The organism is Desulfofalx alkaliphila DSM 12257 (genome assembly GCF_000711975.1).
GTDB classification, from domain to species: Bacteria; Bacillota; Desulfotomaculia; order Desulfotomaculales; family Desulfohalotomaculaceae; genus Desulfofalx; species Desulfofalx alkaliphila.
The window spans coordinates 1-23,076 of record NZ_KL544001.1; the positions used below are offsets into that span (position 1 = coordinate 1).

Annotated in this window: 23 protein-coding genes and 1 other annotated feature; of the genes, 19 read left to right on the plus strand and 4 right to left on the minus strand. The window is 42.5% G+C overall.

The window, feature by feature from the left end; translation table 11 throughout:
• Both BR02_RS0113145 and cas6 read left to right on the plus strand, forming a co-directional pair.
• On the plus strand, positions 1–281 hold a 281-nt coding region (locus BR02_RS0113145), incomplete at its 5' end, for an integrase core domain-containing protein (protein WP_031517828.1).
• Positions 282–589: 308 nt separating this feature from the next.
• Positions 590–1,327, plus strand: coding sequence for a CRISPR-associated endoribonuclease Cas6 (gene cas6 / locus BR02_RS0113150; protein WP_031517830.1), 738 nt, complete (start codon positions 590–592; stop codon positions 1,325–1,327).
• A gap of 115 nt (positions 1,328–1,442) precedes the next feature.
• On the opposite strand, the gene BR02_RS0113155 is transcribed toward cas6, so the two are convergent.
• Positions 1,443–2,558 (minus strand): mechanosensitive ion channel family protein, encoded by a 1,116-nt coding sequence (locus BR02_RS0113155; RefSeq protein WP_051688326.1) that lies wholly within the window; start codon positions 2,556–2,558, stop codon positions 1,443–1,445.
• A 308-nt stretch (positions 2,559–2,866) separates the two neighbouring features.
• On the opposite strand from BR02_RS0113155, the gene BR02_RS0113160 reads away from it, so the two are divergent.
• Positions 2,867–4,339 carry a PAS domain-containing sensor histidine kinase gene (locus BR02_RS0113160; protein ID WP_051688327.1) on the plus strand — a complete coding sequence of 491 codons (1,473 nt, stop codon included), beginning with the start codon at positions 2,867–2,869 and terminating at the stop codon, positions 4,337–4,339.
• Positions 4,340–4,439: 100 nt separating this feature from the next.
• Positions 4,440–5,330, plus strand: a complete 891-nt coding sequence (locus BR02_RS0113165; RefSeq protein ID WP_051688328.1) for an acetamidase/formamidase family protein — start codon at positions 4,440–4,442, stop codon at positions 5,328–5,330.
• Between the two features lie 233 nt (positions 5,331–5,563).
• Here BR02_RS0113165 and BR02_RS0113170 read toward each other — a convergent pair whose 3' ends face one another.
• Positions 5,564–5,929 carry a DUF4180 domain-containing protein gene (locus BR02_RS0113170; protein WP_031517834.1) on the minus strand — a complete coding sequence of 122 codons (366 nt, stop codon included), beginning with the start codon at positions 5,927–5,929 and terminating at the stop codon, positions 5,564–5,566.
• Positions 5,930–6,203: 274 nt separating this feature from the next.
• On the opposite strand from BR02_RS0113170, the gene BR02_RS0113175 reads away from it, so the two are divergent.
• The 8 genes from BR02_RS0113175 (at position 6,204) to BR02_RS0113215 (ending at position 14,897) form a co-directional block, all read left to right on the plus strand.
• Positions 6,204–7,523 carry a stalk domain-containing protein gene (locus tag BR02_RS0113175; RefSeq protein WP_031517835.1) on the plus strand — a complete coding sequence of 440 codons (1,320 nt, stop codon included), beginning with the start codon at positions 6,204–6,206 and terminating at the stop codon, positions 7,521–7,523.
• Between the two features lie 69 nt (positions 7,524–7,592).
• Positions 7,593–8,243 carry a Crp/Fnr family transcriptional regulator gene (locus BR02_RS0113180; protein WP_031517836.1) on the plus strand — a complete coding sequence of 217 codons (651 nt, stop codon included), beginning with the start codon at positions 7,593–7,595 and terminating at the stop codon, positions 8,241–8,243.
• Positions 8,244–8,617: 374 nt separating this feature from the next.
• Entirely contained in the window at positions 8,618–9,892 is a 1,275-nt protein-coding gene (locus BR02_RS0113185; RefSeq protein ID WP_051688329.1) for an MFS transporter, read from the plus strand.
• A 326-nt stretch (positions 9,893–10,218) separates the two neighbouring features.
• The gene (locus tag BR02_RS0113190; protein ID WP_031517840.1) at positions 10,219–10,419 is read left to right on the plus strand and encodes a hypothetical protein; all 201 of its coding nucleotides are present in this window, start codon (positions 10,219–10,221) and stop codon (positions 10,417–10,419) included.
• 32 nt (positions 10,420–10,451) lie between these two features.
• On the plus strand, positions 10,452–12,317 hold the full coding sequence (locus BR02_RS0113195; RefSeq protein WP_031517842.1) for an aryl-sulfate sulfotransferase: 1,866 nt from the start codon (positions 10,452–10,454) through the stop codon (positions 12,315–12,317).
• Positions 12,318–12,402: 85 nt separating this feature from the next.
• Positions 12,403–12,846 carry a MarR family winged helix-turn-helix transcriptional regulator gene (locus BR02_RS0113200; protein ID WP_034639664.1) on the plus strand — a complete coding sequence of 148 codons (444 nt, stop codon included), beginning with the start codon at positions 12,403–12,405 and terminating at the stop codon, positions 12,844–12,846.
• Positions 12,847–12,911: 65 nt separating this feature from the next.
• Positions 12,912–13,676 carry a nitroreductase family protein gene (locus BR02_RS0113205; protein ID WP_031517845.1) on the plus strand — a complete coding sequence of 255 codons (765 nt, stop codon included), beginning with the start codon at positions 12,912–12,914 and terminating at the stop codon, positions 13,674–13,676.
• A 348-nt stretch (positions 13,677–14,024) separates the two neighbouring features.
• Positions 14,025–14,897: a PhzF family phenazine biosynthesis protein gene (locus BR02_RS0113215; protein WP_031517849.1), complete on the plus strand. Its 873-nt coding sequence runs from the start codon at positions 14,025–14,027 to the stop codon at positions 14,895–14,897.
• 46 nt (positions 14,898–14,943) lie between these two features.
• Here BR02_RS0113215 and BR02_RS0113220 read toward each other — a convergent pair whose 3' ends face one another.
• The gene (locus BR02_RS0113220; protein ID WP_031517851.1) at positions 14,944–16,323 is read right to left on the minus strand and encodes an MATE family efflux transporter; all 1,380 of its coding nucleotides are present in this window, start codon (positions 16,321–16,323) and stop codon (positions 14,944–14,946) included.
• A gap of 13 nt (positions 16,324–16,336) precedes the next feature.
• Complete coding sequence (locus tag BR02_RS0113225; protein ID WP_031517853.1) at positions 16,337–16,777, minus strand: MarR family winged helix-turn-helix transcriptional regulator; 441 nt, start codon at positions 16,775–16,777, stop codon at positions 16,337–16,339.
• A 193-nt stretch (positions 16,778–16,970) separates the two neighbouring features.
• Here BR02_RS0113225 and nagB point away from each other — a divergent pair, with 193 nt between their 5' ends.
• The 7 genes from nagB to BR02_RS0113260 all read left to right on the plus strand — a co-directional run bounded on the left by nagB (position 16,971) and on the right by BR02_RS0113260 (position 22,913).
• On the plus strand, positions 16,971–17,696 hold the full coding sequence (gene nagB / locus BR02_RS0113230) for a glucosamine-6-phosphate deaminase (protein ID WP_031517855.1): 726 nt from the start codon (positions 16,971–16,973) through the stop codon (positions 17,694–17,696).
• 110 nt (positions 17,697–17,806) lie between these two features.
• The gene (locus tag BR02_RS0113235; RefSeq protein ID WP_031517857.1) at positions 17,807–18,142 is read left to right on the plus strand and encodes a BRCT domain-containing protein; all 336 of its coding nucleotides are present in this window, start codon (positions 17,807–17,809) and stop codon (positions 18,140–18,142) included.
• Between the two features lie 107 nt (positions 18,143–18,249).
• A complete protein-coding gene (locus BR02_RS0113240; protein WP_169738631.1) occupies positions 18,250–18,510 on the plus strand; it encodes a hypothetical protein in 261 nt (86 codons plus the stop codon).
• A gap of 68 nt (positions 18,511–18,578) precedes the next feature.
• Positions 18,579–18,825 (plus strand) — a binding site (T-box leader).
• Positions 18,826–19,042: 217 nt separating this feature from the next.
• Complete coding sequence (locus BR02_RS0113245) at positions 19,043–20,026, plus strand: ABC transporter substrate-binding protein (protein ID WP_031517861.1); 984 nt, start codon at positions 19,043–19,045, stop codon at positions 20,024–20,026.
• 12 nt (positions 20,027–20,038) lie between these two features.
• A complete protein-coding gene (locus BR02_RS0113250) occupies positions 20,039–20,980 on the plus strand; it encodes an ABC transporter permease (protein WP_274377138.1) in 942 nt (313 codons plus the stop codon).
• On the plus strand, positions 20,946–21,743 hold the full coding sequence (locus BR02_RS0113255) for an ABC transporter ATP-binding protein (protein ID WP_031517864.1): 798 nt from the start codon (positions 20,946–20,948) through the stop codon (positions 21,741–21,743). The genes BR02_RS0113250 and BR02_RS0113255 overlap by 35 nt, the downstream gene beginning before the upstream one ends.
• A gap of 147 nt (positions 21,744–21,890) precedes the next feature.
• Positions 21,891–22,913 (plus strand): hypothetical protein, encoded by a 1,023-nt coding sequence (locus BR02_RS0113260; protein ID WP_207641038.1) that lies wholly within the window; start codon positions 21,891–21,893, stop codon positions 22,911–22,913.
• Positions 22,914–23,076 lie beyond the last annotated feature (163 nt).

Below are 23,076 nucleotides of genomic sequence, written 5' to 3' on the forward strand. Positions count from 1 at the left end.
ACAGCGATCAGGGTAGCCAATTTACTTCGAAGGAATTTGTTCGCTCATGCGAAGCCCTGTTCATCCAGCAAAGCATGAGCCGAACAGGCTGTCCCTATGACAATGCACCGATCGAGCGCTACTTTAACACCTTGAAACATGAGCTGATCTATCTTTTCGAGTATAGAACTGAACGTGAATTGGATGCTGCAGTAGCGGAATTTGCCTACGCTTGGTATAACCGAGTACGGCCTCACACGTTCAATGGTGGTCTAACACCGGCTGCTGCCAGAGTGGCTTGATACTATGTGCTGGTGTTACAATTTTGCTTGACCACGTCACCTTCAATACTCCAGCAGAGAAATTATTGGAATAGAAAAAGGCGGCGAAGAACTTTTTTTGTAATTATAATCATCCACTTTTATAAAAAAACAGTGGATGATTTTTTAATATAAAAAGCATTGTCAAACTGTTGACAGGTATCATTGATTCTTATGACAAGAGGGGTGTAGTGGTGAAACTTTAGATAACATGGGATATGTTGTCGATTTAAAGGATTGTATAAATTAATGACGAAAACACACATAAAAATAAAAGAGGAGCTAGGTTTATGCATATTTATGTAACTTTTAAACCAACGGCACCCCCCCTCGTTTTGCCTATACATTACAACCATATAGTTCAATCGGCCATTTACTCTAATTTACTACCGGAAAATGCTTCTTTCTTTCACAATGAAGGTTATATGGGTGGTGGTCGAAGGTATAAATTATTTGCGTTTTCAAGGCTTGTTGGTAATTGCCGGTTTAATAAGCAGAAGGGCGAAGTTTCATTTTCCGAGGAGATGAAATTGGTAATCTCCTCACCTTCAAAAGTTTTTTGTCATTCTATAGTTAACGGCTTGATTAGTGCAAATACTATTCGTCTTGGTAGAACAACTGTCAAAGTGGAAAGCATCTATATAGAAGACAATCGAATAGTAGACAGCAAACTAGTATTAAAAACACTCTCTCCTATAGTAACTTATAGCACGCTAGTGAAGCCTGACGGTAGAAAGTACACGGTATATTTTCAACCCGGGGAACCAGAGTTTAACAAACAACTGACTAATAACTTAATAAAAAAGTACGAAGCAAATTACAATGAAAAAGCACCTGCTGAAGACTTAAATATTAAAGTGCTGGGTTCGCCTAAATTACATGTAATGAAATACAAAGACTTTATTATTAAGGGTTATAGTTGTCGTTTAAAGTTGTTCGGTCACCAAGAATTATTAAATATAGCCTTGGCGGCAGGTTTAGGCTCTAAAAACAGTCAGGGTTATGGCTGTATGGCGTTATGTCAATAAACCAACCTTGCTTTTTAATAACGCAGGGGTGGACGACTTTATCCACCCCTATACTGTAAACCAATGAAAGCCGACAGGGCTGTCGGTTGCTAGATTAGTAAAACACCGGCCGTGCCTAATTTTCCACCTGCTGTTTGCTTCCAAAACTAACGCTTCTACTTCTGGGAAGTTCCACCGACACATCTTCATTTTCCAGTATCTGCATTATCTTGAAGTTTACATCTTCTTTAACACTTAAAAACTCTTCCCAATCTGTTGTAACTGTAAAGAAATACAGAAAGATTTCCAGATTGGATTTGCCGTAATTATCAAACCTTACAAAGATGGTTTCTTTGTGGATATCCGGGTGTTTTTCAAGCATCTCCCTAATTTGGGTTACACATCTCTTTAATTTATCCCTAGGCGTTGTAAAGGAAACTTCCAAATTAAAGGTAATTCTGCGCTTACCCATTCTTGACCAGTTTGTTATGGGTTCATGGGCAAGGGTGGAATTGGGCACAGTGGTTATTGCATCGGCAAATGTTCTTATTTTTGTGCTTCTAAAATTAATGTCTTCGACAGTGCCCTCAACGTTGGGGGTTTTAATCCAATCCCCAATGGAAAAAGGTTTATCAACTATAATAACCACACCGCCGAAAATGTTAGACAGGGTGTTTTGGGCTGCCAGTGCAAAGGCTAAACCACCTAAGCCGAGGCCGGCAATTAAACCGTTTATATCATAGTCCCATTCCTGGGCAATGATGGTAAAGGCGATAAGTATAGTGATTATACGCAGTGCCCTGGAAATAAAGGTGTAGAGGATTTTATCTACTTCCACATTAACCTTATCCTGAAATTTCTTAAACAATATTGAATGAACGTCTTGCAGGTTGTATAAACCCCAGGTAATTAGAATTATTATTGCGGTGCGGAATAACCTGGTGGCAAGCAGCTGCTGACCTTCTTCCAAAGGCAAATATACCAGGGCAGCATAAATGCCTAGCACTATAAAAAAGGCTCTCATGGGGCCTTCAAAGGCAAGCAGTGCCTTTTGGTCTGTATCTATATTAGTTCTTTTAAATAGTTTTAATACTAATTTAAAAACATAGCTTGTAAACAGTTTTCGCAGTAGCATAAAAAACAAAAATATTAAAGTGGCTATTACAAAATCTTGGGCAACGGGCGGCAGCGTATTTAGCATGCCTTCAAGATAACCCAAACTGTAGTGATACATGTCAAGCAGTTTTTGCATGATGCAAAAAATCCCACCTTTATACCTAATGTTACTTATAATTCTATAAAACAAAGGGCATGTCCTTCAAAAAACTACATAATACTTACTCTGCACAACAATACCCCTTTTCAAACTTGCCTATTGCTTGGTTTCCGAGAAGTGTTATTTTTAGTCAGTGGTGAAAGAACTTTTTTCTTTCCGGTTCATACTGTCCAGTGGTAGCAGAATAAGAACATTCGACATAGTTTTTACATGTTATCTAATTAAGATTGGTAAAATGTTGTTATATAGTATACAATCCATATTTTAAGGAGTGTTATTAAATTATGTCTGCCAGGTTTTGTTTTAAAAGAAAATTAAAGCTTGATACATATAAACATTCTAAAAAGTTAAAAGACCTACTTCCCCTACTGCTTGATCACATTCCCAATTGTATTATGCTCACAGACCTGAAGGGGCGTGTAATATATGTTAACAAATCCACTGAGATAAATAGCGGCTATACATATGATGAACTTATTGGAAAAGAACCTGGTATTCTTAATGGGGAAGAGAAGGCAGATGAAATTCAAAGGGAAATTATCAGCCATATGAAACAATTAAAGAAGTGGTCGGGAGATATACTACAAAGGAAGAAGGATGGTTCGAAGTATTTAGCTGAATTTGAAGTCTTTCCCATATGGGGGAGAGATGGCAGACCCCTTGCTTGGGGAAGTATACAACGTGATATAAGTAAAAGAAAAAGTGCTGAAGAACAATTGCGGTTTTCCGAGAAACGTTTTTCCACAATCTTTAATCTTAGCCCGGTTTCCATGACAATACTAAGATATGAAGACTTGCGGTGTATTGATGTTAATGACAGTTTTGTTGATACCACCGGCTACTCCCGTGATGAGGTAATAGGCAAAACTCCTCTGGATATTAATATATATTTTGACCCCAATGACCTATTGAAAATGAAGAAAATATTAGCTGAACAAGGTTTCATTAGAAACCATGAGGTATGGTTTGTGCGCAAAAACGGTGAACCTTTTGTGACCCTTTTGTCCGTAGATGTCGTAACATTATGGGGTGAGCGCCTCTTATTAACAGCCGCTAAAGATATAACCGAGCTGAAAAAGTATGAGGAAGAAATGGCACACCTTGGGAGGATGGAAGTAATTGGCCAAATGGCTGCAGGCATAGGGCATGAGGTTAGAAATCCAATGACCACCGTAAGGGGCTTAATACAAATTCTGAAAGAAAAACAGGACTGCTCAAACTATAAGGATTACTTTGATATTATGATTGATGAACTGGATAGGGCAAACTCTATTATTACAGAGTTTTTATCAATAGCAAGAACAAAACATATAAACAAGTCCAAGGGAAATCTAAATCATACACTGGATTCGATTTACCCTCTTATTGAAGCCACTGCCATGAATAAAAATATAAATGTAATCATAAACAAAGGTGATATACCGGATTTAATGATAAATGAAAAAGAAATAAAACAATTGGTGCTGAATATTTTCTCCAACGGCCTTGATGCAATGCCTAATGGAGGAAATTTATTTATTAGTACCTATACCAATAATGATCGTGTTATACTTGCTATTAAAGACGAGGGATATGGCATTGATTCAGAGGTGCTGAAAAAACTGGGAACCCCATTTGTTACAAACAAGGAACAGGGTACAGGATTAGGTTTAGCCATTTGTTATGGAATTGCTGCCCGTCATAATGCCGTTATAGAAGTAGACACAAGCCCTAATGGCACAACCTTTTATGTTAAATTTTCAAATAAAAGTTCATAAACACTAAATTGGTGAGCTGAGCAAATTAAGGATTATGTTGCAATAACAATATTATAACGATATAATCCCGCTAATAATTGTTAACGGAGGATGAATAACAGTGAAAATAACATCGGATCAAGTAATTTTTCGTTTTGAACCGGAGCTAAAACCGGTAGCTCATGCTGACAGCGGTGATATAATCATCTTTGAAACCAAGGACTGTTTTGGGAATCAGGTAAATTGCAGCACCAAGTCGGTGGACAGCCTTGACTGGCAGAATATAAATCCGGCTACCGGGCCGGTATACATTAATGATGCACAACCGGGGGATAGCCTCAAGGTCAGCATCTTATCCATTGAGCTTGCTGACCAGGGAGTAATGGCGGCAATGCCTGGCCTTGGTGTGCTGGGTGATACAGTAGAGAAGGCAGAATTTAAAATTATACCTGTTAAAGAAAACCTGGCATATTTTAATGATATTCCCTTGGAAGTAAAGCCCATGGTGGGGGTAATTGGTGTTGCCACCAAAGAAGATGTTGTAACCTGCGATACCCCCGGGCCCCATGGCGGTAATTTGGACACCACCCTTGTGTGTCCCGGCAATGAAATTATTTTTCCGGTAAGTGCACCGGGGGCACTGCTGGCCATGGGTGATGTTCATGCCCGTATGGGTGAAGGTGAAGTCTGGGTTACCGGCATTGAGATTGCAGCCAATGTTACTGTGAAGGTAGAAGTGTTAAAGAACATCCCGGTCCAAGAGCCGGTTATTATCAATAATGAAATAGTGGCCTTTTTGAGTTCTGCCCTAACACTGGATGAAGCGGTGAAAAAAGCCACTTCATATGCTGTTAACTGCCTTGTGGAGCTTGGCTTACCTTACAATGAGGCAGGGATGCTGTTAAGCGCCGCGGCAGACTTGCAAATATCTCAGGTGGTAGACCCGCTTAAAACGGCTAGAATTGTAGTGCCTAGGTGGATATTAACCAAATATGGCTTAAAAATAAATTAATGGTAAAGATGCTACGTATATCCCGATAGATAAATATTTTCTCTAACGCTTAGGAACAACACGGGGGTTGTTCCCTACAATTATATCAAATTGTGTAGGGAACGCCCCCTGTGGCGTTCCGCATTAGAAAACATAACATATGCATTTACTGTAAGCAAATTTCAGCGTTTATTAATTAATTGCACATTAATCTACTGGTGTACATTTTATAAAAATGATGTACTTAAACAAGGCTAAACCTTACTTAGCTTTTCAATGGCCTCTTTTTCATCTTGCAAGAAAAAAATATCTTTTCCTTTATTGCTCTCATATATAAAATCTCTTAAACTCTTACTTTTATATATTGAGAAATCTCCTATGATAGCTATTTTCGCATTATAATTAACAAATTTTTGCAATATCTCCCCGGCAAGCCTCGTACTTAAGTCAAAAAAGTCCTCACATATTGCTGATTTATTCAAAATCATACGATTACAACCTGTTTTATAGTTTATTGTTGCCATAAAATCCAATGCTGACTGAACATCTGTTATTAGTATCTCATTACTATTTACAACAGCGATTTCAATATTATTCTCTTTTACAATATTTATCTTCATAATAAACCTCCAAGTTTATAGTATTCTTCATCAGACATTTTCACTTAAGCACATGATGTAATTCCCCTGCCGAACTAAATTATCTAAAATTATAGCAGGGTATGGGAAAACACACAAAACCGCAAATCAATTGTCCGGTGTCATTGCCCCCTTCTTTAATTCCGTTGTCATCATTACCATATTTTGATATTCATGTTTATACTTGCTTTGTCCACACAAAGAAAATAAAATGATAATATCAACTTATTAATTATATGGAAGGCAGGTTAATGAATTGAAGAAGCGTTTTATAATATGGTTGTGCTTGGGGTTTTTAGTGGCCCTTCTTTATGTGGGATTGGCAGAGGCAAAAGGTATTCAAATAGTCATTGACGGCAATAGGGTAACCATTCCCCACGAAGACCAGCAGGCCATTATCCGAGACGACAGAGTATTTGTTCCCTTAAGGGTTATTGCAGAAAATTTGGGTGCTGAGGTAGAATGGTTTTCTGAAACTAAACAGGTGGTAATTTCTACCCTGGCAAAAAATATTAAGCCTGTCCCTAGAAATAACTATCAAAATGCTGTTGAAATTGTAATTAACGAACGAGTAATTGAACCACCCGCAGGGTATGGCAATCCCTTTATAACAGACAAGGGTCGTGTTTTAGTTCCCCTAAGACTAATTGGAGAAAACCTGGAATGTCAGGTGGAATGGATAGAAGATTCCCGTACCGTAGAAATCTTTCATAAAAATAAGGACTTCTACCCTGTACCGGGCCCAAGCCCAAGCCCCGACCCCAATGCCGATCCTGAAGTGGCAAACTTAATAAATGAATTAGCCAGTTATCAAACTAACATCCGTTTGTCAGATATGTCTTTCATTAACTCCAAAGAATTACTGACTAAAGATATTAATAGCTTTAGTGCAGCGGAAATAAATCACCTTAAGCAACTACTTAATTTACTAAAAAGATACGATAAAAATATTCAGCTGCCCAATGGACAAGTTATAGCCAGTGCAGATTTAACCATTAAGGGTGCTCCTTTGGTTACAGCGGAACAGCTCAATGATTGGCTAAGAAAAGAAACTCCACGGATCCGGGCTAAAATGCAAGAAATGGGCAGGGAGTTTATTCCTATTCCCGATTATTTGGCAGAGCTGTATATAGAAATTGGTAAAGAGTACGGGATTAGGGGTGACTTGGCATTTTGTCAAGCGGTAAAGGAAACCCACTATTTCCAATTCACCGGTGACGTCAAGCCTTATCAAAATAATTTCTGTGGATTATGGGCCACCGGGTCACCATGTTCCGGAGCCGAACCGCTAAACGGTGTTGATCCGTCCAAGGCCTGGTTTGAGAAAGGGGTACATGGCTTGGTATTTGCCTCTCCGGAAATAGGGGTAGAGGCCCATATCCAGCATTTATATGCATATTCAACACCCAAGGATATTCCTCTTCCTGCCAATAAGGAACTGTGTAATCCTAGATATGTACTGGTTAACAGGGGATCTGCAACCACCTGGCAAGGTTTAAATGCCAGATGGGCAGTGCCGGGAACAACCTACGGTCAGAGCATAATTCAAGATTATTGGATGAACAGTTATAGGTAGGATTATGGGGAATCAATCCAAAAATCCCGGCAATATTGGGTGCTGTTTATACCAAAGGGAGGAACCCATATGGATCTAATCAAACAGCCGGGGGTTGTTCTTTGTAAATTCAAAAAAGGCGATTATATTATTAGACAGGGGGAAGAAATTCAGTACCTTTACTATTTAGAGAAAGGTAGTTGCCGCCGGTCAACCATCACAGAAAAAGGTGACGAGATTGTTTTTGGCATAAAGGATTCGTCTAAGGAGTTTGTTCAACGGGTGCTGGGGGTCTTGATTTTATACAGTGACGGTGTCAGTGTAAGCAATTTTATTGCAGAAGAAGATTGTAGGTGTTATAGAATTCCCAAGGATACTTTCACTGAATATGTGCAAGACAAACCGGATATTTTAAATAGCTTAGTCTCCCTTGCCATGTACGAACTGCGTGAATTGAAAAAATCCTTTCAAGCCAGGCAGGAAGGAAAGGTAGCTAACCGACTCTGTGAGCTTTTATTAAATAATGCTTATCATAAAAATGGAAAATTAATAGTAAATAAAAAATACAGCCTTACAAAAATAAGCCAGTTTTTAGGTATCCATAGAGTGACTGTGGCAAAGATATTAAAAAGCCTGAGAGACGAAGGCGTGATTACCAGAGAAAAGGAAGGCATTGTTATCCTGGACGAAAAACAATTAGAAAATTATGCCAATGCCGAAAAAATTATAGATTATAAGTAATAAAAAACCATGGGTGATTCTACCCATGGTTTTTATCATAAGTCATATGGGTCGCTTTTTATAACCCCTTTAAAGGGGAGGATAAAGACAGCATAACAAATTACTCCTTGTAAAAAAACAACTTATTGTACTATAATAATGCACAGTGGTTTGGCTTTTTAAAGTAGTATGGTAGTGAAAATGACATAAGTTTAGATTATGGATTTATTAAAATGGTAGGGTTGTAGTATGGTGGAAAAGCTATGACGGCATAAGTATATTAGCATACTAAAAGCATTTTTCTGCCCTCCTATATTTTTTTGGGGAGGCTTTTTTATTTTCCTTCCACCGAGGTTAAATTTATTTTAGATAAAGCCAGAAGGAGCAGGGTAACTATGCAAGTGATGAGGGAAGAGGCACATCGTGGAGGGTTGCACTACGGTTGGATTATTTTATTGATGGGCATTCTGGTGGTATGTGGGGCGCTTGGTTTAGCACGCTTTGGTTTTGGAATGATACTGCCCTCTATGCAGCAAGGACTTGGACTAAGCCACGACCAGACTGGTTTTATTGCATCGGCTAACATGTTCGGTTACTTTATTAGTGCATTAGTAGCAGGTTTGTTGGCTAGTCGGTTCGGTCCCCGCATTGTTTGTGCAGTGGGTTTGGTTTGGGTAGCGCTGGCCATGGCCTTAACAGGTTTGGCAAATGATGTGTATACTGCAGCACTGGCTCGATTTCTTACCGGAGCAGGCAGTGCAGGGGCCAATGTGGCAATAATGGGATTGGCAGCAGCCTGGTTTGCCAGTAACCGTAGGGGTATGGCCATGGGGTTTTTAGTAGGCGGTTCCGGCCTCGGCATTGCTATTACCGGTTTAACAGTACCCCTGGTAAACGGGATCTTTCTAGAGGCAGGCTGGCGCTATAATTGGTTTTTGCTTGGCATCATTGCAATGCTAATGGCGATATTGGCATGGTTTATACTGCGCAACAATCCTTCGGAGAAGCAACTTACGCCCATTGGCGGTCTGCCGGATATCAATGAAATAAATCCCAAGGATGCCAGCCCCGGTGATCTTAGTATCACTAACATTATTAAAATTAAAGGCACAATTCCTTTGGCCACCCTTTATTTTTGCTTTGGTTTTTCGTACATAATTACTGCCACATATCTGGTTACGTTCCTGGTGGATGAACTGGGCTGCTCACAAGAACTGGCGGGACAGATTTGGAGCACAGCCGGAATGCTAGGGATTGTCAGTGGATTAATGTGGGGTATGCTTTCTGATCGGTTTGGACGTCGGGCTATGCTGGTGACCATATTTTTAATCCAGGCAGGGGCTTACTTGTTGTTGCAGGCCAAGTTTACCGAAGGTTTTTTACTTTGGCTGCCGGCAGTACTGTATGGGCTGACAGCCTGGAGTATTCCGGGTATAGCTGCTTCTTGTTGTGGTGACATAAGTGATGCCAGGCGGGCGCCGGCAGTATTGGGGTTCATCACCTTTGTGTTTGGGTTGGGCCAAGTGCTAGGCCCTGTGGCAGCCGGTTTTATAAAAGAATTTACCACTTCGTTTGGGGGAGCCTTTGTTTTGGCTGCGGCAGTGGCAATAATGGGAGCCTTATTCTCTAGCCGTTTAGTAATTCCCAATTGGCGAATACCCAATTCATAATATATATAAGCCGAAGAAACCCTTTTTCTAAATAATAAAAAGCTATGGTTTTTAACCATGGCTTTTTATTATTTATACAAGCCATACTCGCAAGAAAAATGTTACCAATATATCAAAAAGGGCCAAGGTGTTAGCCTGTGCTAACATCAATATTATACGCCGATGTTATAATTGTTAACAAAAGTACAATCGGATAATGTAAAGGGGGACCGGCTCGGCCCTTATGATTGTAGGTGCCTTTGAAAGATCCACTTTGCTTACGGAGTAATGGGTGTAATACTGACGCCCATTATATACACCTTTTCAATACAAAACGGTGTCACCCCATGGCCATAACAAGGGCGGTAATATTTGCCTTGCATGTGGCAATCTTAACCCCTGCGGCCTCACCCTATGCTGCTATTTTAATTGGCAATCGGGATTGGTTAGAACCAAAAGATGTTGTTAAATATGGCAGTGTGTTTTTAATCGGTTGCTTCCTGCTGTATTTGTTAATAGGCATGCCTTTGGCAAATCTTATTTACTAATAAACTAACTATCACAAAAAGGAGGATTTATAATGGCAGTTCAGTTTAAAAAGTTTGATCACATCATTACCGAGCAGTTTCGGGCAGAACAAGAATTTTTAGCGGAATACCGAAAGGGTAATTATACCTTTGCAAATCCCTATGTAAAACTAAATCCTTACCTCATTGCTCCTTTGACAGCCTTGGTGATGTTTAAAACAGCGGAGCCAACAACGGTAAGTGTCACTGTTAAAGGGAAAGAAAAGGCTGGGGATATTGGCTTTAGCTTTCCTGAAGCCACCGAACACCTGATACCTGTTTACGGCCTTTACCCCGGTTATGAAAACCAAGTTGAATTGGTGTTAGGAAACGGGGAGGGTAACCTTCTTACCATCCAGACAGAAGAAGCACCGGATTTGGTAAAACGTCCAACCAAGATTACCACCACTGCAGAATATTTCCAAGACAACCTTATGTTTCTTAGCCCCACATCTCCTGCCATGACCGCGGGCTATGATTACCGCGGAGATGTTCGCTGGTATGGTACCCTTAACTTTGTCTTCGATATAAAGAGGGCCAGAAACGGTCGCCTGTTAATTGGTACCCATCGCTTGCTGATGCCCCCATACCACACCACCGGTATTTACGAAATGGGCATGATTGGTAAGATTTACAAGGAGTATCGTGTGCCCGGCGGCTATCACCATGACCAATTTGAAATGGAAGACGGCAACCTGCTCATTTTAACCCAAGATCCATCCAGGGGCACCGTTGAAGATATGTGCGTATTGGTTGACCGCAAAACCGGGGAAATTTTGAAAGCATGGGATTACCAAAAGGTATTGCCCCAGGATGTGGGCGGCTCCGGCAGCCAAGATGCCCATGACTGGTTCCACAACAATGCAGTATGGTATGACAAGAAGACCCACACCTTAACCTTATCCGGACGCCACCAGGATGCCATTATCAACATTGATTACGACACCGGCGAATTAAATTGGGTTATTGGTGACCCAGAGGGCTGGCCCCAGGAGTTAGTTGACAAGTACTTCTTCAAGCCGGTGGGTGACGGGGATTTTGACTGGCAATATGAGCAGCATGCCTGTGTTGTACTGCCCGACGGCGACATCATGGCCTTTGACAACGGTCACTGGAGGGCGAAAGTAAAAGAAAAATACCTACCGGCCAAGGACAACTTCTCCCGGGGTGTGAGATATAGAATTGATACTGAAAAAATGGAAATTGAACAGGTATGGCAGTATGGTAAAGAAAGGGGAGAAGAATTCTTCTCAACCTACATCTGCAACGTAGAATATTACGACGAGGGCCACTATCTGGTGCACTCCGGCGGTATTGGTACATTTGACGGCGAAACCTGCAACAAGCCTCCGGTGCAGTACAGGGGCGAAGATGAGAAAAAAGTTGTACTTCGTTCAGTAACTGTGGAGTTAAAGGACGATGAAGTTGTGTACGAAATGGAATTGCCGGCAAACTACTACCGGGCAGAAAAATTAAAGCTTTACTGTGCAGAGGATGTATTAACCCTGGGTAAAGGTGAATTGTTGGGCACCTTAGGGGTTACCGAAGAGTTTACAACCATTCCCCCCACCGAACCGGGCGGCATGGTACCTGACAAATACAATGTTAAAATAGGTCTGGAGGAAGATAGGCTGATTTTCAAAGCAACCTTTGATAAAGGACAAATGGTACTGCTGCAGTTGGAAGGTGACACAAGCCATAGCTACTTTGTACCCACCACTAAGCGTCCATTCTTAGCCATGTGTGTAGGTACCTTCCAAGAAAGTGACGAGCGGGCGGTGGAATTCCCGGTGAGCAGGGAAAATCTGTCCGGTGAATTTAAAATATCTCTCATCGTGGACGAGTACAAATATGACACAGGGGTAACCGTTAACCTCTAACACTGTACCTAAAGTAATGGGCGGGCCACTGGGTCCGTCCATTACATATATTGACAATGGTTAGACATCTAACTATAATAACACTATGAAGAAAGGAAATGCACTGTCCCTGATAAGCAGAATAAGGGAAAAAGCAACCAAACTGATTATTAAAGAACTGGAAGGCCATGGGATTGAAGGTATTGTTCCTTCCCACGGTGATATTTTAGTTATCCTTTTTCAGGGCGAAAGATATACCATGAAGGAGTTAGCGGATAAAATTCATCGCACAAAACCCACAGTTACGGTACTAATAGAAAAACTGGTCCAATATGGTTTTGTTGAGAAGGAAAAAGACAGTGAAGATGCTAGGCTTACCTATGTAAAACTAACTAAAAAAGGGAGGCAGCTGAAACCGATCTTTGATACCGTTTCCGGTAGGCTAAATGCAGTTATGTACGGAGATTTAACAGAGAAAGAGGCAGAAACCTTTGAAAATTTACTGGAAAGGGTTAACGCCACCTTTGACAGGAATATGAATCTGCAGTAGATTCATAAATTTTTACCTTAATAATTAGACATCTAACTAATATAAACTTTCAGGGGGTAGAGAAAATGAATGAGGTGTTAAAAACAATCCATAGTTTGCACACAAGCCGTGACTTTTCTGAAAGGGCAGTCTCTGATGATGACTTAAATACCATCCTTGATGCTGCCGTTCGGGCTGCCAACGCCTCATCCCGGCAGAGTTATTCCATTATTGTGGTGGATGATCGAGAATTGATGAAAGAGTACTTTAATTATGTGGGCAGCAAGGCTTTAGTCTTTTGTGTGGACTACAACCGAATAGTGGACACAGCCCAACACCTTAATTACGAATATTCCTGTGACAATATCTCCAGTTTTATATCAGGCAGCACAGACGCTGCCCTGGCGGCTCAAAATGCAGTCATAGCCGCCCGTTCCTTGGGAATTGACTCAATGTTTACCAATAGTTTGCACCGCGGTGACTTGTCTAAATTCTACCAACAATTTAATCTGCCGGAGAAGTATTGCTTTCCGCTAATTACATTAATTTTAGGCTATGGCCTTGAAGAAAAGCGCGGTTGTAAAGGTAGGCTAAGGGGACCCGGTGTAATCCATTACGGTAAATATCAACCTTTAACTGAAGAACAGCTGGATCAAGTGGTGGATCAGTACAACCAACCGGAAAATAAATTAGGGCTGCCCTTCTTTAAGCCCAGTGAAGACTTCCCCAACTACCTGGATTGGTTTTTTGCAGTGTGGAGTAAACCTCAAAAATCTGAACAATTTGCAAAAATGCAAGATAAACTTTATGCCACCTTACAAAAGGCCGGTTTTATTAAGGAGGGCTTGTAGAACAAGGTGGCCAAAAACTAAAGAAGAAAACTAAAGCTTTAAGGGGTTGTGCCGAAAGGTTCAGTTTCGGTACAACCCCTTTTTAAGCCGGCCGGCTGCCTAAAAACAGCTCTTTATTGCTTCCATAACACTACTTTCATTGGGGGTATAATTATACTCCTTGCCAACAATAAAATACCTTTATTTAAAAATATCAGCTCTGTGGACCGGAAAGATTTATTTGTGATGAAGGTAAAAGGAAATATTGTTAGAATTGGTTTTATGTAGCAGAATTGAGTTTACGGCTCCTTTTCAATGCACTATCATGCTATTGAATCAAAAGATTGCATAGAGGGGGGAGGCTAATTAATGATGGAATTAACATTATACATATTGGATGTTTTTGCGGAAAAAAAGTATGCCGGCAACCAACTTGCAGTGATTAGAAATGCCAATCTTTTATCAGACAATGAAATGCAAGGAATAGCTAAGGAAATGAATTTTTCTGAGACTACCTTTATATTATCAGATAAAGCTAGAAACGGCGGTTACGATGTAAGGATCTTTACCCCTGAGGAAGAGCTGCCCTTTGCAGGTCATCCGACACTGGGGACAGCCTATGTGATAAAAGAGGAAATTATCAATAAGCCTGTTGATTCAGTAATACTGAATTTGAAGGTTGGGCAAATCCCGGTTACTTTTGAAAATGAAGTCTTGTGGATGAAGCAAATAGAACCAAGCTTTGGCAGCATAATTGATGCAGAACCAATTGCTAAATCATTGGGAATTGAAGTAGAGGAAATAGATACAAGGTTTAACATCCAGGAAGTATCAACCGGATTGCCTTTTATTATTGTTCCTTTAAAAACCTTAAACGCTGTAAGAAAAGCTAAAATCCAAAGCGAAGAGTTCCGTCAATTAATAAAGGGTACCGAAGCAAAGGCAATACTGGTCTTTTGCCCGGAGACTTATAAGCCCGAAAATCACCTGAACGCCCGTGTATTTGTAGATTTCTATGGCATCCCGGAAGACCCGGCAACTGGAAGCGCCAATGGTTGTTTGGCTGGGTACTTGGTGAAAAACAGATATTTTAATAACAAGCAAATTAATATACGTGTAGAGCAAGGATATGAAATCGGAAGACCGTCACTGCTGCTGTTAAAGGCAAGGGAAGAAGACGGAAGCTGCGAAGTTTTAGTGGGCGGGAATGTGATTATGGTTGCCAAGGGAGAGTTAGTTTAAATTAAGAAAAATCGGTGGACGAGAGATTCGTCCACCTTTACCTTAATTATTCACTTGTAGACTGTGCCATGGTTGCAGTTTTTTTGACGGGAAAAAATATAGATTTGTAACTATAAATAAAAACAAGGGCAAGGAGAAAAGACAATAGGTCTGCCACCGGAAAGGCCAGCCAAATGCCCTCTAACTTAAACTTAAGCGGAAGAATCAGTATTAAGGGAATTAAAAACAATATTTGACGCGAGGTGGACAGGATAAAGGCAGCCTTAGCCATTCCCAATGCCTGAAATACTGCCCCGGTCACCGATTGAATACCGACGGTAAGGGAAAGGGCAAACATAATTCTTAAGGCTGTTTGACCTATCTTGATGGCTGTACTGTCGCTTGTAAAAACCAATAAGATGGGTTTAGGAAAGGCCATAATTATGACAAAACAAACTGCCACAATGACAGTGGAAGCTTTTATGGCCAGGCTGATAGATTCACTCACACGGTGGTGTTGTTTTGCCCCGTAGTTGTAGCCCACTATGGGCAAAAGTCCTTGAACTATGCCGATAACGGGCATGAAGGAGAGCATAATAATCCTGTGGATGATGCCGAATACCCCCACTGCAATGTCTCCGCCATAGATAATCAACATGTGGTTGGCAAAGACAAACATAATACTTCCTGCCGCCTGTTGAACAAAGGCCGATGAGCCAATGGCCAGTATTTGTTTAATAATTGCAAGCTTAGGCCGTAAATAGGGCGCATAAAAGGAAAGACTGCTCTTTCCGGCGGCATAGTAGTGGATCAGGTAAACGGTTGTAATTCCTTGGGCCACCACTGCCGACAGGGCAGATCCTTTAATTCCCATGTCAAATCCAAAGATAAAAAGCGGTGTAAAGATAATATTAAGAATTGCTGAGATAAGCATGGTATACATGGCAATGCGGGCATTGCCTTCGGAACGGACAATATTATTCATGCAAAAACCAACGGCAAAGAAGAAGGTGCCGTATAAAATAATCCCTAAATACTCCTGGGCGTAAGGCAGTATACTTTCAGAGGAGCCAAATAAATATAGTATGGGTGTTAAGTATTTTAATCCAAGCACTACACCAAGGACGCTTACGATTAGTAGCAGGGTAATTATATTGCCAAATACCTTGTTAGCCTCTTCGATTTTATTAGCTCCCAGCAGCCTTGATATCAGGGATGCCCCCCCAATACCGATGGCCCCTGCCACTGCCATAATAATCAATTGCACGGGAAAGGCAATGGATACTGCAGAAACCCCCACCATTCCCACTGCTCTTTCTACAAATATTGCATTTACAATATTATATGATGCCATCACAAGCAGACCAAATGCTGCAGGGGTTGCCAGTTTTGTTAACACCTTTGGTATGGGTTCCTTGCCCAACCTTTCAATGTGTTGCTGTTTCACTAAGATTTCTCCTTTATGGTCGTTTGTTATCTATGTATACAGTTGCATTTTCAGCCATCTTCTCCAACAGCGCCAGGGCATAATCCACTTCTTGCGGGCTCATACCGTGGGTAATAACTTCAGACCACCTGTTGATGATGGAATATGCCCGGGGCTGAAAGTCCTTTGCCTTTTGTGTTAAAAAGACCAGGTTTGATCGCAAATCCTTTTGATTTTGCTTTCTGCTCACATAACCGGCCTCTTCCAGTTTGCTTATGGCCCTGGCGGTGGTTCCTTTGTCGATGTTTAAGCAGCGGGCCAGCTGATCCTGTGGTAAGCCGTCTTTTTTATATAGGACCACTAAAAAAAGAAACTGCCCTGTGCCGATCTTATATTGTTTTAATTCCCTGGCAACATAAATTTGACCATAGCGGTACAGCAATGAGATCCATTTCCCAAGAGACATGGTATCCATTATCTTCCTCCTTAGTTGTGCATACAACTAACATTATAAACAAAAAAGGTTGTCAATACAACTAAATAAAAAAATATAGTCTAATAAAAATTAAAGTAATGTTTTACAAAAAGGAACAGTAGAATTATAATGAAAAAGGACGCCGGTGAAAGAAAAGCAGTGGTTAAGCTCTTTATTAAACGGAGGCGATAAAATGCAGATAGATATAGTGAAGGATTATGATATCCTTAGCAAAAAGGCAGCCCAAATAATATCCGCCCAGATCATTCAAAAACCCAACAGTGTTTTGGGATTGGCAACGGGTTCCACCCCCATAGGAACCTACAGGGAATTAGTTAGAATGTGCAAGGAAGGCATAATAAGTTTTGCGGATGTGGTAACCTTTAATTTGGATGAATATTATGGCCTGGATGAGGATGATCCCCAAAGTTATCATTATTTTATGAGAGAGTATCTTTTTAAAGAAATAGATATAAAAGATGCAAATGCCCATATTCTTGACGGAAAGGCAGCGGATGTGGAGGCAGAATGCCGGAGGTATGAAAACTGCATTAAGGAGGCCGGGGGCATTGATCTTCAATTGCTGGGTATTGGGCAGAACGGTCATATCGGTTTTAATGAGCCCGGTGAAAATTTTGAGGCCCTGACCCATCTGGTAAATCTGCACCCAGATACAATAAGAGCCAATGCCAGGTTCTTTAATTCCATAGATGAGGTACCCACCCAGGCCATAACCATGGGTATAAAAACCATTATGCGGGCGAAAAAAATAGTACTTTTGGCCAACGGTGAAAGTAAGGCCGAAGCCATTTATCAAACGCTTAAAGGAAAGATTACACCCCGTGTACCGGCATCGGTGCTGCAGCTGCACCCGGATATTACTGTAATCATAGACGAAGCCGCAGCGGTTAAGCTGTAAGGCGCCGGCTGTGGTCGGTCAGTTTAATTTTTACAAGGCCCCCCTTGCATAATTAGCCTGTCCTATGGCAAAATATATGACAAAAAAAGGATGTAAGGGGGCGTCGTTCTATGGATGAAATATTAAAGGCAATGCAGGAAGTGGAGAAGTCCATGGCAAGAATCCGTAGAAAAATGTTCTCTGATTTTGACCGGCTGTTACCCGGCAGTTTTGAAAAAGACCATTTCGATTCATTTATCCGGGAAGCACCTTCAGCCAAAGGAGCCAATGTAAAAACTTTTAGGTACTACGCCAAAAGAGAGATGGACAGTAGCGGCAAAGATGTTAGGGAAGTATATGTGGAAGCCGACGGGGATAAAAAGTACTGGAAAAAAGACGGCAACAAGGAATGGTTTGTGGAGCCAAACAAATTGCTTAACAAATTTTTGCCCGGAAAGAACAAATAAAATTTACCCCACCGATGGTATACCCTTGCCATTGGTGGATTTTTTATTTATTATTGACTTAGCTTTGGAAGGGAATGATTTATCTGCAATTACAATACGACTTGTTAATGGATGAATTTATTGCGGTGGCTGCAAGTATTAAAGACGGTTTTATTGCACACCCCAGGGTACTTAAAGGCCTGGGATACAAAAAGGCAATATTACTGTCCTTGGCTGAGAAAAGAGAGTTCTCCCATTACTGCCAGATGCTTAAGGTAAACGGCGGGCAGATTATTGAGAAAATAAATGCCATGTCGGAAGAGGAAGGTGAGCAGCTGGCCCGGGATATCTATTTACACTGGCAGCCTGAGGAAGAGGGCGGCAGGTAAATTTTTTCAAGAAATAGATATTGACCCTTTTTTGTATTTGTGCTACCTTTAAATACAAGTAAGATATCTTAATGACTGTGATGGAGAAAAGTAGGTCAGCTTCAGCCTTCCAGGGAGAAGAAACCGTGACTGTAAGTTTCTTTAAGGTGTGACTGATTGAAGTTCTCTCCGGAGTCGCCACGCTGAAATAGCAGTAGGTGTGGCCGGGTTCCCGCCGTTAAAAGGGAAGAGGTATCGGATTATATGTCCTGTACCGGTAAAGGCGGCTTTAAGCAATTAGGGTGGTACCGCGAAATCTGGCATTTCGTCCCTTGGGGATGAAATGCTTTTTTAGTTTACCGGCAGGGTATGGTATTCCTGTACCTTTCTATGAGTGGGCTTTTTAGCCAATTAGGGTGGTACCGCGAAATTACTCTTTCGTCCCTATGGGGGTGAAGGAGTTTTTTGTTTTGAAGGGGGGCGATTATTTTTGAATTAGAAGGGATATGCGCAAGCGCTGAAATTATAATTACTAAATTAGGGAGGTTAAAAAATGAAAAAAATCATCTTGTCATTAATGGTTGTTTTAATGGCTCTTACCTTGATGGCCTGCGGCGGGGAGGAACCCGAGGCGGCAGAGGACAAAGTAAACTTAGGTATTATTCAGGTGGCTGAGCACCCCTCTTTAGACGTGGCCCGTCAGGGATTCTTAGATGTGCTCAGTGAAAACGGCTACCTTGAGGGTGAAAACCTGGCAGTGGATTATCAAAATGCCCAGGGAGACCAGGCTAACTTGCAAACCATAGCCCGTAAATTTGTTCAGGATGAGTGTGACTTGGTGCTGGCCATAGCCACACAATCTGCAGTGACAATGGCCAATGAAACCGGCGATATACCAATTTTAATTACCGCCGTTACCGACCCGGTCACCGCCAAGCTGGTTGAAAGCTTAGAAAGGCCGGGCACCAACGTCACCGGAACCACCGATATCAACCCGGTTAAAGAACAACTGCAGCTGGTTAAAGAAATTGTTCCCGGTGCAGAAAAGGTCGGTGTTATTTACAACTCCAGTGAAGTAAACTCCCAGGTACAGGTGGATCTTGCGGACCAAGCTGCCCCGGAACTGGGCTTAGAACTGGTGAAAGTAACGGTTACCGCCAGCAGTGAAGTGATGCAGGCCGCCCAATCATTGGTTGGCAGGGTTGATGCAATCTATCTTCCCACCGACAACATGGTTATTTCTTCCTTGGCGGCGGTGATTGGGGTGGCTGAAGAGAACAAGATTCCCGTTATTAGCGCAGAATCCAATTCTGTGGAAAACGGGGCGGTGGCCACCATTGGTATTGATTACTACCAATTGGGCCGCACCACCGGGGAAATGGCCCTGCGGGTGCTAAAGGGTGAAGAACCGCAAAACATGGCTATCCAGAGCCAGCCCGGTTCTGATATTGTAATTAATTTGCAGGCGGCAGAGCGAATGGGTGTCACCGTTTCAGAGGACTTAAAGAATAAGCAAATTAAAATAATTAATGAATAAAAGGTGATATAAGTGACAGCTACTGTATGGCTAGGTGTACTGGAGCAAGGTTTATTATGGGGTATTATGGTGTTAGGGGTATACATTACCTTTAGGGTGTTGAACTTTCCGGACCTAACGGTGGACGGCGGTTTTACACTGGGGGCGGCGGTGGCAGCCCGAATGATATTGGATGGCCACGACCCCTGGCTGGCCACCTCTTTGGCCCTGGTCTGCGGGATGATGGCCGGCTTGGTTACAGGGTTTTTAAATACCAAGCTGCGCATTCCGCCGCTTTTGGCAGGCATTTTAATGATGATTGCGCTGTACTCTATCAATTTGCGGGTGATGGGCAATAAGTCAATGCTGTCCCTCTTGCGCATTGATACCGTCTATACCGATGTGGCCGGCATCGGCGCGCCCCAGGCATTGGCGGTGACATGCCTGGGTTTGGCGGCTGTAACCTTAATCGGTTATTTGCTATACACCTTTTTACAAACTGAAGTGGGCATGGCTTTACGGGCCACCGGCGATAACGAGCAAATGATTAGAAGTTTGGGCGTCAATACCGATGCCAGTAAAACCATGGGTTTGGCATTGGGCAACGGTTTGGTGGCCCTAAGCGGGGCCATGGTGGCCCAGTACCAGGGTTACAGTGATGTTCAAATGGGCATCGGCATGATTGTGGTGGGCCTTGCTTCGGTAATTGTGGGTGAAGTGGTCTTTGGCAAGGGCACCTTGCTGCGGGCTCTGGTGGCGGTGGTAATGGGTTCCATTATTTACCGGGCGGTAATTGCCCTGGTGATGCGCATGGGCCTGCCCACCACCGACTTAAAGCTGTTCACCGCCCTCTTGGTGGTGCTGGCCATGTCATCCCCCATCATAAAAGAAAAACTGTCCCTTAACTTCAACTGGTTTAACGGCAAGGAGGGTGTGCAGCGTGCTACAAATGACCGACGTATACAAAACCTTTAATGCCGGCAGCGTCAATGAACGTCTGGCCCTAAACGGTGTATCCCTTAAACTGGCCCCGGGGGATGTGGTAACGGTAATTGGGGGCAATGGTGCCGGCAAATCCACTTTGCTAAATATCATTGCCGGGGTATATCCGCTGGACAGCGGCACCATAACCATTGATAACAATGCCATTGAGACCCTGGCGGAACACGCAAGGGCCACCTTTATCGGCAGGGTGTTTCAAGACCCCATGAGGGGCACTGCCGCCTCTATGACCATTGAAGAAAACCTGGCCATGGCAGTAAAAAGAGGTACCCGGCGCAGGTTAAGCCGGGGAATTAAAAAAAAGGATCGGGAATTTTTCCGGGAACAGCTGGCCCAGTTGGGTTTAGGGCTGGAAGACCGCTTGACCACCACCGTGGGTTTATTATCCGGCGGTCAGCGCCAGGCCTTGACCCTGCTAATGGCAACCCTGGTGCCCCCAAAGCTGTTGCTGCTGGATGAACATACCGCAGCCCTGGATCCCAATACCGCCCAAAAGGTGTTGGAACTTACCGAAAGGATTGTCAGGGATAATAAACTGACCACCTTGATGGTTACCCATAACATGGAGGATGCCCTGCGCATTGGCAACCGCACCATTATGATGCATGAAGGTAAAATCATATTAGACTTAAGCGGTAGGGAAAGGGCCAACACCACCATTCCTGATTTGTTGGCAATGTTCAAGAAAGCCAGCGGGCAATCGCTGGCCAACGACAGGATGCTGCTTGGCGGTTAAAAACCTTTTCATAGCTTGCTTACCGGTGGCGGACAATTATAGTCCGCCACTTTTTTATGTCAATTTATTTTAAGTATAAACCGGCTTAAAATTACCAACTTTATATAGTAGCACCTTTAGACCTTAAAACAGTGGGGGTTAACTATGGTGAATTACAAAAGCCTGATAAAAAATAACCTGTGGCTACAGCTACTGCTGGCCCTTTTGGCCATCTGGTTGGTAATCACCCTTATATTTTTCTTTCACCACCGGGTTGTTGCCAGAACGGTGGAAATACCGGGCTGGCAATTGGACGAAGCCCAAAACTTAGGGGTACAGATTAAAAAAATCAGTGTTTATGACTGGCAAAGGGCGCCCGGTTATTACCAAGGCATGGCTGGGCTGGGCCCCCTGTGGTCCTTGGGTCACCGCTTACAGGGGGAGGTGGCCGAAGGCTATTTTCAGGCCGCCGGTGCCATTGCCGCCTATTACAGCCGTCCCTATCAAAAAACAGAGGGCTATCGCATAGAAGTAGCGGGCGCCTATTTAAACGAGGGTTATACCCAGCCGCCCCGGTTTACCGTCACCGTCAATGAAGATCTGGTTATTGAAGAGGACAGTTTTACTTTGGATGTGGAAGAGGGCGGCAAGCTCAGTTATTTTACCGCCACAGCCCATGCGGACGTCGATGGGATTACCCACCTGGATGTGCAGTACCACCGGGAAGGGCAGGAGGGCCCAAAAGAAACGGCAGAGAACTTTGAGGTGGAATTGTATACCGCCTTTAATGGGCCCCTAGGCTACTCCCGCCGGTACAACCCCGAAGGGACGGTTGTGGAATTTATAAAAGACTATCAGGAGGGGAGTAAAAAGGCCCAAAGATATGTTGGGCAATGGGAAAAGACAGATAAGGGCGGGGCCAGGCAAGTTCTCCGGGCCAATGAAAAGGGGCAATTTCCCTGGAAAAACCTGCAGTGGATGCAAAAGGAAAAGAAACCCTGGTCTATCCAACGGCCCATTACAGAATACCTGGGGGAGCTTAAGGGTATAGCCGATGTTTTTGCTGTTACTTTAAGGTATGTGTCCTTGGAAGAAAAATCCGGCGCTGCGGAAACAATGGGTGAACAAAAATTTTACCTGGTGGAGGAAGGGAACCGCTGGAAAATTATTGATGTCAGCCCTTTAAATTAAAGTATTAATTGCTCAATGGCCGGTGGACAAGCAAAAAATTTAATAAAAAAGATAATTTTGACATACAGCTGACTTTCCCCTATTGCCAGATCATGTTATTATAGTTACGAGAGTCAGTTTCTATGTATATTATTAAAGATATTTATAAGCATACTCTCCATTC